Origin of the sequence: Pseudogracilibacillus auburnensis (genome assembly GCF_003201975.1) — a bacterium.
Lineage (GTDB): Bacteria > Bacillota > Bacilli > Bacillales > Amphibacillaceae > Pseudogracilibacillus > Pseudogracilibacillus auburnensis.
In genome coordinates, this window is the sequence record NZ_QJJQ01000004.1 from 192,780 (window position 1) to 206,030 (window position 13,251).

General features: G+C 34.8%; 11 protein-coding genes and 1 pseudogene. 10 read left to right on the forward strand and 2 right to left on the reverse strand.

Features of this window, described 5'->3' with window-relative positions:
- Positions 1 to 345 (forward strand): annotated as a pseudogene (locus DFR56_RS22885) (hypothetical protein); the annotation flags it as partial.
- A 123-nt stretch (positions 346 to 468) separates the two neighbouring features.
- Here DFR56_RS22885 and DFR56_RS07635 read toward each other — a convergent pair.
- Positions 469 to 1,221 (reverse strand): 3D domain-containing protein, encoded by a 753-nt coding sequence (locus DFR56_RS07635; protein ID WP_110394849.1) that lies wholly within the window; start codon positions 1,219 to 1,221, stop codon positions 469 to 471.
- Between the two features lie 241 nt (positions 1,222 to 1,462).
- Positions 1,463 to 2,893 (reverse strand): MocR-like pyridoxine biosynthesis transcription factor PdxR, encoded by a 1,431-nt coding sequence (pdxR, locus tag DFR56_RS07640; RefSeq protein ID WP_158525542.1) that lies wholly within the window; start codon positions 2,891 to 2,893, stop codon positions 1,463 to 1,465.
- Between the two features lie 324 nt (positions 2,894 to 3,217).
- Between pdxR and DFR56_RS07645 the strand changes: the two genes are divergently transcribed.
- The 9 genes from DFR56_RS07645 to DFR56_RS07685 all read left to right on the forward strand — a co-directional run bounded on the left by DFR56_RS07645 (position 3,218) and on the right by DFR56_RS07685 (position 13,135).
- Positions 3,218 to 4,327, forward strand: a complete 1,110-nt coding sequence (locus DFR56_RS07645; RefSeq protein ID WP_110394851.1) for a type 2 periplasmic-binding domain-containing protein — start codon at positions 3,218 to 3,220, stop codon at positions 4,325 to 4,327.
- Between the two features lie 175 nt (positions 4,328 to 4,502).
- Positions 4,503 to 5,813, forward strand: a complete 1,311-nt coding sequence (locus tag DFR56_RS07650) for a TRAP transporter large permease (protein WP_110394852.1) — start codon at positions 4,503 to 4,505, stop codon at positions 5,811 to 5,813.
- Between the two features lie 24 nt (positions 5,814 to 5,837).
- Positions 5,838 to 6,347 carry a TRAP transporter small permease gene (locus DFR56_RS07655; RefSeq protein WP_110394853.1) on the forward strand — a complete coding sequence of 170 codons (510 nt, stop codon included), beginning with the start codon at positions 5,838 to 5,840 and terminating at the stop codon, positions 6,345 to 6,347.
- 29 nt (positions 6,348 to 6,376) lie between these two features.
- The gene (hisD, locus tag DFR56_RS07660) at positions 6,377 to 7,630 is read left to right on the forward strand and encodes a histidinol dehydrogenase (RefSeq protein ID WP_110394854.1); all 1,254 of its coding nucleotides are present in this window, start codon (positions 6,377 to 6,379) and stop codon (positions 7,628 to 7,630) included.
- Positions 7,631 to 8,097: 467 nt separating this feature from the next.
- Entirely contained in the window at positions 8,098 to 8,505 is a 408-nt protein-coding gene (locus tag DFR56_RS07665; protein WP_110394855.1) for a hypothetical protein, read from the forward strand.
- 292 nt (positions 8,506 to 8,797) lie between these two features.
- The gene (locus DFR56_RS07670; RefSeq protein ID WP_110394856.1) at positions 8,798 to 9,835 is read left to right on the forward strand and encodes a TRAP transporter substrate-binding protein; all 1,038 of its coding nucleotides are present in this window, start codon (positions 8,798 to 8,800) and stop codon (positions 9,833 to 9,835) included.
- Positions 9,836 to 10,163: 328 nt separating this feature from the next.
- Positions 10,164 to 10,658 carry a TRAP transporter small permease gene (locus tag DFR56_RS07675; RefSeq protein ID WP_158525545.1) on the forward strand — a complete coding sequence of 165 codons (495 nt, stop codon included), beginning with the start codon at positions 10,164 to 10,166 and terminating at the stop codon, positions 10,656 to 10,658.
- Entirely contained in the window at positions 10,655 to 11,938 is a 1,284-nt protein-coding gene (locus DFR56_RS07680) for a TRAP transporter large permease (protein WP_110394858.1), read from the forward strand. Before DFR56_RS07675 ends, DFR56_RS07680 begins: the two co-directional genes overlap by 4 nt.
- A gap of 42 nt (positions 11,939 to 11,980) precedes the next feature.
- Positions 11,981 to 13,135, forward strand: a complete 1,155-nt coding sequence (locus DFR56_RS07685) for an acyl-CoA dehydrogenase family protein (protein ID WP_110394859.1) — start codon at positions 11,981 to 11,983, stop codon at positions 13,133 to 13,135.
- Positions 13,136 to 13,251: the final 116 nt, after the last annotated feature.

Sequence of the window (13,251 nt, forward strand, 5' to 3'; positions counted from 1 at the left end):
ATTGTCGATGATGTGATTGACCAACGCTTTTACGAAGATATGGACGCCTTTGTTGAAGCGATGCGCAATTTACGAATAGAAGAATACACGACAGAAAATCGGATTGATGCAACAACAATCATCAACACACACCATGCGCCAGGTGGGAGTGTCGAACTGCCAAAAGATGAAATCACGTTAAATGATCTTTTTGCTGGCGATAATTTTTATGCCAATCAAATAAAGCTTGAGTATCAACAAGTAAAGGAAATGAATCCAGATCAGGAGTTTTCACTCGAAGATTATCAACTTGCTGCCTTAAATACCCATGCTTTTGAATATGAATCGATTAAAGATCAACAGTGAACTATGGTCGATTTATGGTTTTAATTATCTAATAACTTCATATTTCACCACAAAAAAAGGAAAGCAACTTTAATAGTTTACTTTCCTTAGAGTATCATAATTTACCATTTTTTGAGAACAGTGTTAATCAAGAATGGTTACTTCAACAGTTTTTACGCCCCAATTCATTGCTTTGGCTTCTGTTGGTACATGAACATCAATTTTCTTTCCTTTGATTGCTCCACCAGTGTCACCAGCAATCGCTTTACCGTATCCTTCGACATATACTTCAGTACCTAAAGGAATGACGCTTGGATCTACCGCGATTACTTTCTTATCAGGATTATTAGTCAAATCAATTCCTGTTGCTGTTACCCCAGAACAACCCTCACATTTCGCAGTATAAGCAGTTGCCGTTACCGTAATTGTTTTAGCTGCTGGATCTTGCTTGCCTTCGTTTGATTCCTTTGCTGCTTTTACTTTATTGTTCTGCTTTTTTTCTACTTTAGCGTTGTTATTCTCTTTTGATGGATGATTTATTTTCAATTCTTGTCCGATTCTAATAGTAGTGTTAGAAAGATTGTTCCAATCCATTAGTTTATTAACACTTACATTATATTCTTCACCAATCTCACTTAATGTATCGCCTTTTTTAACTGTATATGATTTTTTTGACGATTCTTCTTGTGTAATGGTTATATGTTGACCTGGATGGATTATGGTAGAATCCAATTCGTTGATTTCAATTAAACTTTGGACCGAAGTATCATACTTTTGCGCAATACTCCAAAGACTTTCTTTTTCTTGCACTTTATGCTCTTCTGCTGAAACATTAATTGCAGCTGACACTGTAAAGATAACACTGAATGTTGTAAAAGCTACTACTAATTTTTTCAAATGTAAGTCCCTCCTTAATTACTAACAGAGACTATCGTAGCATACAAGAAAAGATCTTTCAGTAACAGGTGAATTAAGAGTGTATTACACGATTTGTCTTATTTTGATCCTATATTACAAAGAGAGTTTCATTGTAATAACAGCACAAAGTTAAATTAAAATACATCGATTCGCTCCACTTCATTTTATGCAATCAATATTTATCAAAAAGCATCTCGCATCGCATATTAAATTAAATTGGTTATGTCTCTTTATGCAAGGTCATGGTCGTTTGATACAATAACTGAACGATTTTCTTAATATTCTCTTTTTTTACCGTCCCAAAGCCAACGATAATCGTAATATTGTTTTCTTTTTTTAATGGATTAATCATAAATCTTCGGATCGTGTACAATTCAATTTCGTTTTTTTCTGCATCTTTTTCTATATCTTCGTACGATTTTTTCGTAGTAAATCGTGCAATAAAATGTAATCCTGCTAACGTATCGTAAATATGAACCTTCGATTGAAATGCTTTTTTTATCTCTGAAATAAGCTCGCTACGTATATCATCATAATAATTTGTCATTCTTTTCATATGGCGATCATAACTACCTGATTCAATAAAATATTTCAGTGTGAGCAACGATAATGTATTATTTTCTGGTATTAAATGTCCAAACTTTTTTCTGTAAGGGATGACTAAGTTTTTAGGTAATACCATATAACTTATTCGTAAACTTGGTAACAAAGATTTTGAAAAACTGCCGATATAAACGACACTTTCATTTCTATCTAGATTATGTAGGGAAGGAATATGGTCTGTTTTATATTTAAATTCACTATCATAATCGTCTTCAATTATATATCGATTAAATCCTTTTGCGGCCCAGTTTAGTAATTCCGTTCTGCGGGATACGGGCATAATAATGCCAGTTGGAAATTGATGTGATGGTGTGACGAACACAATGTTGGAGTCTGTCTTTTTTAATTCTTCAATAGATATCCCTTTTTCATCCAATTTAATCGGATTTAAATCAATACCTAAATGTTCTAGTTGATTGTAAAGTCGAGTATAACCTGGGTCTTCAACACCTAATGAGATTGGATCGATATCTTTTAAAATATTTAATAACTGTTCAATTAAAGGCTGAGTACCAACACCTAAAACGATTTGCTCTGGTTCACATATGACATCGCGATATTTTTTTATTAATTTTGCAATCGTCTTTCTAACTGTAAGTAGGCCTTGTCTTTCCATTATTCTCGATAATTCCCACTTATGATTTTTGAAGGCATATTGTTCACTTTTTCTCCATTCACTATATGGAAATAATGCTATATTCGTATCCATATGCGATAGCGAATATTTAAATTGTACATGCCTTTTTGGTTCGGCTAATATTTCACTCCATTCGGGATTGATTTTTGCTTCTCTTAACAACTTCGGAATATCTTCCACGTAATAGCCACTTCTTTCAATGGCATAAATGTATCCTTCAGCAATTAATTGTTCATAAGTAGCCGTCACGGTGTTTACACTCGTTTTTAATTGAGTTGCCAATTGTCTTTTTGATGGTAATTTTTCATGTTTTTGGATTTTTCGAGATAAGATTAGATCTTTTATTTCAACGTATAACGCTTTGTATAAGAAAGTTTCGTTATGATTTTTATTTAATTGGATTTGAATCAACGCTCTTCCCTCCTTATTTGGTACCATATTTTTTCGGTTTTGGTACTTAAAATGATATCAGATGTATGGTATATTGTAAAAATAAATAGGATCTTTTGACTATTATTACGTACAGCCTAATCAGATATTAAATGTAAGCGCTAAGGAATAATTTGTTTTATATGTATATTTAATAGGGATTATATAGTAATCCGTGGTATAGGCGGATGAAGTATTTTTCACATGCGTAATAAATATAAAAAATCACTATAAGGAGGTGGAACGTTAAAAGATCATATTTTTTCAATAAAAGGAAAGTGTTTAAAACTATTTGGAGGGAACGTAATGAAAAATATATATATGCTGTTAAGCATTATACTTATTGTTTTTGTAGTTGCGGGTTGTAGTAGTTCTGAAGAAAAAGAAAATACGGAAAGTAATAGCAGTGCAAAAGCACTAATTGCATCAAGTGGATATCCTCATACAGACGGTTCTGTTGAAACGTTCTCAGTACCTTTACTAGAAAAGGTAATGGAAAAAACAGACGAAGTTGAGTTCAATATTTTTACTGGTGGAGAGCTTTTTAGTGCGGATGAGTCACTTGATGCATTAAATTCTACATCGATTGATATTGAAATGGTTTTATCACCTACTTTAGATCAGAAACGATTTCCATATTCAAGTGTTGTCGGACTCCCTTTATTAAAATCCGATGCTAGTGTAGCTGCTAAAGCAATTCAAAAAATGGTTGAAAGTGATGTTGAAATTGCTGATGGGAAAACATATTACGAATTAGAGTTTGCAGATAAAGACTTATTTGTTCTGCCAATTCATCCAACAGAGACATATTTAATTTCAACTGTTGATGAAAAGTTAGATTCTGTAGATAAATTTAATAAATCGATCAGAATTAGAGCAAGTTCAAATGTACATGAAACATTTATTAATGAGTTAGGATTAACACCTGTCGCATTACCGGCACCAGATATTTACGATAGTCTCAGTAGAAATGCAATCGATGGTGTCATGCTCAATATTCCTGATTGGCCACCGTACGGAGTAGATGAATTAACGAACTATACGTTAAGTGGAGTAAGTTTAGGACATTTCCCTGTATTTTTTGCGATGAACCAAGATACTTGGGACTCTTTTTCTGACGACGTACAAAATATCTTTAAAGAAGAAGCAAATGAGTTGATTCAATCTGGACCTGAAACATATAAACAACAAATAGAGGAAATATTACCTAATTATAATGGAGAACTAATTGAATTTGATTCTTTAGATAAAGAGGTACAAGATAAAATTAATACAGCTATTTTAAACACATGGAATAGTTGGATTAAAGACTTGGAAGATAGAGGTTTTGCAGGAAAAGAAGTAGCTCTACTTTGGAGAGACTTAATTGTTGAGTCAGGTGGAGAAGTGCCTCAAGAAATTTTAGATATGGAATAATAAATTTCTGAATGATTAAAGTTCTTTAGTTTTAAATAGTTGAACCGATTGTAGCAGGCATACATGCTTGGCTTATAATCGGTTTCCTATCATGTTATTCATTTTCTACAAACACTTATTGAAAAACATCACTCTGTAGTTGCTCAATATGTAAAAAATAGAACGGGGGAGTTAGATGTCAGTAGATATAATTGTTGTCCTCTGTTTTCTTTTATTAATTTATTTGTTACTTGTAGGACAATATATTAGTTCGATTTTTTTATCTGTCGGTTTAATAGGGATATTTATGCTAGGAGGTATGCAGCAACTAAACGGATTTCTACAGAGCGATTCATTCGCACAAGTTGCTAGCTTCTCATTAACTACCATACCGCTATATATATTAATGGCAGAGCTAATTATGGGTACGAAAATAGTGGAAGATCTCTATGGTCTTGCTTTTAGGATTTCAAAAGGACGTAAAGGACCTCTAGGTGTGATTACAATTGTTATTGGAGGTTTATTAGGTTCAGTCTCTGGTTCCAGTTCCGCAACGTCTGCTTCTATGGCGAAAATCACATTACCTGAGCTGCGTAAAAGAGGATTTAGTGATACTTTTTCAGGTGCGATTGTTGCTGTTGCCGGCTCTCTTTCATCGATTATTCCGCCAAGTGTTATGATAATCATTTACGGTGTGGCAGCGCGTATATCAATTGGGGAACTGTTTATCGGTTCATTAGTTCCGGGAATTTTAATGATTATCGTGTTTTCGATTATTCTTTTATTGTATTTAAAATTCACGGGAGAAGGCAAGGTACATGAAGTGGATATTCCAGAAGATAACACACCGACTTCGAGATATATCATCGCGATTTTTATGGGTGCATTAATGGCAATTTCCATCTTTGGTGGAATATTTGCTGGTATATTTACACCTACAGAAGCTGGAGCAGTAGGCGCATTTTTAGCTTTCATCATGGCTTTAATTATGAAGAAGGTTAATTTTGAATATATCAAGACGGCACTCTCTGAAACGACGAAAATTACTGTAATGACCATTTTTATCGTCATTGGTGCTTCGTTATTCGGGCGTTTTATTTCATTGTCACTCATTCCAAGGAAGATCATTAATCTTTTAGAACCTTTACAAAGTACACCTTATTTAATTATTATTATCCTTTTAATTTTCTATTTTATCTTGTTTATGTTTATCGACAATATTGCAGTCTTACTGATGACTGTTCCGATTGTCATGCCAATTACGGAAACATTAGATGTAGATCCTTTATGGTTCGGTGTCATGGTATTAGTATCGTGTACGATTGGTTTAATTACGCCGCCTGTTGGGACAAACGTATTTATCGTTGGAAGTACAACTGGTATTTCTATTGAAGGTATCTTTAAAATTACGTTTGTTTTCTCCATCATAACAACAATTGTCGTTGTTGGGTTGCTTATTATTTTCCCTGAATTAATCACATGGCTGCCAAGTATAATGTCGAAGTAGTTTTGAATTATTGGAGGTGTGCATATGAGAAATTTAAAGAGAGTGAATCATTTATTACAGGAATTTGGTGGGAGAATAAGCGGTATTGCGATACTTTCAATGATGTTCGTTATTGTAATAGATGTATTTTTGCGAAATGTGTTTAAAACTCCTATTCCAGGGTCTTATGTGATCATTGAGAACTTTTTAATGCCGATTGCTATTTTCCCAGCACTAGGCTATGTATATATGAAAAATGTATTACCGAGATTAAGTGAATTTGTTGAAAGGACGCCAAATTGGTTCCAAAAGTATAATAAATTATTACTACTAATCATGGATATTGTCGTCTTCGGTTTATTAACGTATTATACGTTTCTTTATTTTTTAAATGGGTTTCAGCAAGGGATGGAAATACCTATCGCGACAAAGTTTGTTGCCATTTGGCCAGTCTATTTTTTCGTCCCGTTAGGATATTTTTTCGTTTTACTTGAAGTGTTAATTAGATTTGGAGAAGAAATTAAATTACTTGTAAATCGTAATGCAAATGTTTAAAACAGAGCAATGATTTGGAGGAATAAAAGTTGAAATATATAAAAACAGCACAAACAGAACAAAATAATCAAGCTACAGAAGTTGAGTCCATTGTAAAAGGTATTATTGAAGATATTAAAACAAACGGTGATGAAGCCTTAAAAAAATATGAAGTTAAATTTGGAAAATCAGATCGCGCTTTCCGAGTGTCAGAAGAGGAAATAGAAAACTGTTTAAATACGATCGATCCTGAACAGAAAGCGTTAATTGATACAGTTGTTGAGCGTATTAGTGCTTTCGCTGAAACACAGTATAAGCATTTAACACCATTTGAAACACAATTCGGTGATGGAATCACAATGGGTCAACGCATTGTTCCGATTGAAACAGTTGGAGCTTATATTCCAGGAGGAAGATTCCCGTTACTCTCATCAGGTCCAATGGTTGTCGCTCCTGCAAAAGTAGCGGGTGCAAAAAGAATCGTTGCATGTAGCCCAGCAAATTATAAAGGCGGTATTCATCCGGCAGTATTATATGGTTTGATCAAAGCAGGAGCTACAGATATCTTTGCAATCGGTGGTGCACAAGCAATCGCAGCAATGGCAAATGGTACAGAATCAGTTCCACCTGTTGATATGATTGCTGGCCCTGGAAATATGTTTGTAGCCGAAGCGAAAAAGCAAGTATTCGGTAAGGTAGGAATTGATTTAATCGCAGGTCCTAGTGAAGTATTAGTATTTACAGATGAATCAGCTAAACCAGGCTATATCGCAGCCGACTTATTAGCACAGTCAGAACATGATCCATTCGCTAAAGCTGTACTTGTTACAACATCTGAAGACATTGCGAACGAATCAATGAAAGAAGTGGAAAGGTTACTAGGTACATTCGCAGAAGATTCTCCAGCACATCAATCTTGGGAAAACATGGGCGAGGTCATCTTAGTTGATTCGATTGCTGAAGGAATCGACTATTGTAATGAAAATGCGAATGAGCACTTACATCTACACTTAACGGACAGTAGAAGCTATGTCGACCAATTGCATAATTATGGCTCATTATTTATTGGCGAAGACAGCTCTGTTGTATTTTCTGATAAAGTTTCTGGAACAAATCATACACTACCTACGAACAAAGCAGCTAGATATACAGGTGGCTTATGGGTTGGCAGTTACTTAAAAGTTGTTACACACCAAGAAATTACAGGCGAAGGTACCCAATTCTTAGCTAAACATGCAACCGAACAATCAAATCTAGAAGGCTTAGAAGGACATAAGCTTTCAGCACAAGTGCGAATTAAATAATTGACTTAAAACTGATTGAATTACGTTCGTACTAGTCAATTTTACAGATTAATAACATTCCAATATTTAATAGAGAGTTTTTTAAGAAAGATCACCCAGTCACCTTTTTTGACAGGAGTGGTCTTTTTGGTTCTAAGTAAAGAAGAAGACCCTATAGGAAAGTATGTAGAATAAATTGATTGGGGGATGTATGGGTATTATTAGTATCAAGTCGGGCATGGTGAATTCTTACAATCTTTTTTTCTCTTAATAAACTCATTTAGAGAAATGGATGAAGAAGTGAATATCCTTACTTTTTAAATGAATGCTATAATGGGAAAATTGAGAATAAGCACATTGATAGTGCCATAAATTAGAAGCAATAAAATGTTATAGGGTAATTTAAACAATTGACTAGATTATTTGAATTGAATTAAGTTTATAGGAATTAATTTTTGACAATATGTTAACCTTACAGGGGGAATTCCATGAAAAGATTTTTATATTATTTTGGATGGACAATTGTTATCGGGATTATTATTTATTTTAGGGCTAAATACCAGTTGCGGTTACAGCAAGAAGCTTCAGTAACCTTTGAAATAGTCCCCGTTGTATTACTTTCAACAATATTTCCCTTTGCTATTGGAATGCTTCTAAGGTTGCCAAAACTTCTAAATGAAATTAAACAAAACAAACAATGGACGTTTGATTGGATTAAATTCATTGCAATTGGATTACCGTCCCTTTGTATTTTATTAATATATGTATCATTATTTTATCTGCCAGAAAGTATATTGCTATTAATGCCACAGGCTATATTTTTAGGAAATCCAACCATTCACACGATAGCTGGTGTCGTGTTTGGGTATACCTTGTTGGATAGTCTAAAGAAATAATAGTAGTTATTTCATCATACCGACCATAAAATAAAATTACACACTTTTCCTTCAGCGAGAAGTGTGTTTTCGATGTGTGCAAGATAAAATACACAACTTTCTAATTTTAGTTCATAAAATAATATATGGTTACAAAAGTAGTGTTTTACTCCATTTGCTTAGAGCAATAAATTTTCAGTAAAGCAAAAAAAAATATTAAACTTAAACCCTTGAATGCAAGTCGGAATAATGGTATATTAAAACACAGTAAATTGATGCGAATATATACAAACCGTCTTAGGGGGAAAATAAGTTGAAACGAATTAGTCATTATCTTATTTTGCTTGTTGTGTTAATGATCATTTCTGCTTGTTCAAATGGACAAGAAAAAGAGTCAGGTGAAGGGGAGGCTACCAATACTTCAACAAATGAACAATTTGATTTAAGGCTTGCGACCGTTGTTTCGCCACCACATCCATGGATTGATATGGCAGAATATTTTGCGGAAGAAGTTGAAAAGAGAACGGATGGCAATGTAAAAGTGAGTATCCATCATAGTGGTTCATTAGGCGATGATGAAACAACGATTGATGAAATGCGGTTAGGAACTGTCGACTTTGTCATCGGTGGAACGCAAAATGCTGCATCATTTATACCGAGATTACAAGTATTTGGATTAGCCTATTTATTTGATGATATGAATCATTTTGAAAAAGCGATTCATCATGAAAGTGAGATTTTCTCCTATTTTGAAAATGAATTTACGGAAAAAAACTTGGATATAAAGCTTTTAGCATTATCGGGTGGGGGAACGAGATACTTATCCAATAACAAACATGAAATTGCCACACCTGATGATTTAAAAGGAATCAAATTACGATTACCAGGTTCTCCAATCGAAAGCGATATATGGTCTGAATTAGGCGCATTACCTTCATCGCTTTCATGGAATGAAGTATATTCAGGTATCCAAACGGGTGTTGTTGATGGGTTTGAAAGTACATTAAGCGGTTATACAGGAAGTAAATTATATGAAGTGGCACCTTATGTCAGCTTAACGGAACATTTATATATGGCAACACATTTTTCTGTAAGTGAATTAACGTATAATAAGTTACCAACTGAATACCAAGAAATTATTGATGAAGTAGCAATTGAGGCAGCAGAAATTGGAACGGAAAAAGGAAAAGAGTTTGATGAGGAAATGTTAGCGGAATTACCTGAGCATAATGTGACAATTACGGAAATCGATCGTGAAGAATTTGTTGACATTTTAGCCCCATTACATGACGATTTAGCAGAAGACCTTGATGCAAAAGAACTATTAGAACTGATTCGTACTTTAAAATAACGTAGACGATAAAAATGACTGTTTGAAGTGAACAACAATATAATAAAATGCCGATTGCAAAATAGTAGCAATCGGTCCTTTTATTGATTAGCTAGCCGATTTATCTCCACGGCGTTAAAGCTCCGAAATAAGTGCGACTAAGGTTCAGGTGGAGTTTAAAACTCCATACTGAACCAAGTCTTCTTTATCGATAAAAGTTATTTGCATTCATTAGATGCCATATACGCTCACCTAGCTAAAAGTGGCGTCCTGAGACTCATGATTATTCGTATCACTAAACATGTATTAGCTCGTCTATATTACGGCTAAAGACAAAGGAGGTTTTTCATTGCTGGAAAAGATAAATAATCTCGTTGAAAAAGTGTGTTTAACAGTTGGGTTTCTCTTATTAAGCTTGTTTATTGTTGTTGTATTAGCAAAAGTTGTTGTTCGAAATTACTTACATATTCCAATGATGTGGGCTGATGAAGTAGCTGTTATTTGTTTTATTTGGACAGTATTTCTAGGTGCAGCAGTTGCGGTTCGTCATAAAATGCATTACACAGTAGATTTAGCACCAAACAAAATAAAAGTTAATTTAAGCTTTGATATTCTAGCCCATCTTATTGTTCTAACTCTAATTTACGTCATGATCGTTCATGGCTATTCTTTTATGTTAATGGGCTTTTCACGATTTTCGACGGCTTTAACGATTCCACTCGCATACACATTTGCAGCAATACCTGTTAGTGGTTTATTTATGCTTTTTTTCACAGTAGAACAGTTTGTAAAAGATATCAAAAAGTTACGATCACTAACAAAAAAGGAAGTGTTTGAAAAGTGAACCCACTCGTTTTGTTATTAATAGTTTTCTTTGTGTTAGTATTTATTCGAGTACCTATCGCGTTTGCTTTAGGAATTTCATCGATCGTGACGATCATTTATCTTGATTTACCTTTCACAAGTGTGATTAATCAAATTTATACCGGGATTGATAATTTCACTCTCTTAGCTGTTCCTTTCTTCTTATTATTAGGGGGATTAATGAATGATGGAGGGATTACCGAACGGCTTTTACAGTTTTCAAGAGTAATCGTTGGGCATATTCGCGGAGGACTCGCACATATTAATGTATTTGTCAGTATGATTATGGCAGGACTTTCAGGTTCAGCCGCTGCTGATACAGCTGCTATTGGTCCCGTACTTATTCCAGCGATGAAAAAGGAAAAATACGATGCTGGATTTAGTGTGGCAATTACAGCTTGTTCTTCTACATTAGGTGTAATTATTCCGCCAAGTATTATGATGGTCGTATATGGAGCAATGGCGCAAGTCTCGATTGGGAAATTATTTTTGGCTGGAATTGTGCCTGGAATTTTAATCGCATTTGGACAAATGGGTTATACATATTATATGGCACGAAAATATGATTACCCATCCTATCCAAAAGCTACGGTAAAGGAAGCAACTATTTCTTTTGGAAAAGCAATTCCCACTTTATTGCTGCCGATCATCATTATTGGTGGAATTTCAGCTGGAATGTTCACAGCGACAGAAGCAGCGGCAATTGCCGTGTTTTATGCGTTAGTATTGATGTTTTTTTATCGTACATTAAAAGTGAAAGATTTACCGAAACTACTTAAAAATACGATGGTCCAGTATTCATTACCAATGTTTGCTGTTGCATGTGCCGGAATCATGGGTTGGTTAATTGGTTATTTACATGCACCCGAATTAGTAGCAAATTTTATTACAAGTATTACAACTTCATCGACAGGAATCTTTTTATTAATCGTCTTATTTTTACTTATTATTGGAACGTTTTTGAGCCCACTTGAAGCAATTATTATCTTTCTACCTATTCTAACGAAATTAGGTGAAATTGCCGCCCTTGATCCAGTCCATCTAGGGATCATTACATGTCTTGTACTTGCGTGTGGAATGGTTACGCCACCTTATGGAATTTGCTTATTAATTGCCACGCAAATCGGAAAAATTTCCACTGTACGCGCATTTATTAGTATTGTACCGATTTTAACGATTACACTCGGGATTATTTTAATCGGGGTATTTTTTCCAGATTTGTTTCTGTTTTTACCGAACTTATTAATGCCCGATGCTTAATAAGAAACGAATATGTTACACTAGCCTTTGGGAGGGACTAAATTGAAACTGACAGACTTACAAACAACAGAAGAACGATTAAACCTTTTAGAAAAAACAGCTGAAAAATTTGCTGACCGTGCACAAGAATATGATGAAAAAGGGGCTTTTCCATTTGCAAATTTTGTTGAATTAAAAGCAATTCATTATCCTGCATTAACCGTCCCCAAAAAATACGGGGGACTCGCTATCTCATTAGTAGAGATGTTAAAAATGCAAGAAACGATTGCAAAATATGATGGATCGACGGCGCTTTCGATTGGTTGGCATATGGGAATTACAAAACATTTAGGAGAAGCGGGAGCTTGGGAAGAAGCAACATATGAAGCATTTGCAAAAGATGTTGTCGAAACGGGTGCATTACTCAATAATGCTGCAACAGAACCCGCTACAGGTAGTCCGACTCGCGGTGGAAAGCCCGAAACATTTGCTAAGGCAACAACGGATGGGTGGATCATTAATGGTCGTAAATCATTTACAACATTATCACCCATTTTAGATTACTTCGTCGTTAGTGCTTCAATTGATGGAACGGAAAAGGTCGGTAACTTTCTTGTGCGTCGTGGATTAGATGGCGTCTCAGTCGCTGAAACATGGGATTCGATCGCAATGAAGGCAACAGGAAGCCATGATCTCGTCTTAGAAAATGTGAAACTCAAAAAAGAAGACCTTGTTCAATACATTACACCAGGGGATAAGGCTGCCCAAGGATGGTTACTTCATATTCCAGCTTGTTATTTAGGAATCGCAAAGGCAGCACAAACATATGCAGTAGATTTTGCAACAACTTATTCGCCAAGTAGTATAAAAGGGACGATTTCCGGTTTTCCAGCAGTACGCCAAAAAATTGGTGAAATGGAGTTGCGTATTTTAGAAAGCAGTGCATTTTTGTATACAGTTGCGAAGAAGTGGGATGAGAATGATGAGGAAACTAGGCAATCAATGAAGCCTGAACTCGGTGCAGTCAAACTATCTATCGTAAACAATGCTCTAGAAACAGTTGACCTTGCTATGCGAATTGTTGGTGCAAGAAGTTTATCAGCAAAATGTCCATTACAACGTTATTATCGTGATGTACGTGCAGGACTTCATAACCCACCGATGGACGATATGACAATTATGGCACTTGCGGCAAATTCAATTGAAAAATTGACTTGACATTATTGGATATTAAGGTAATTTAAATATAAGATGTTGTTCAAAAAGTCCGGGAACTCTCGATCCTTTTTATCCTCCTTTTTGAACACGCACTATAAGAAGAAGTCCGTGCTTTA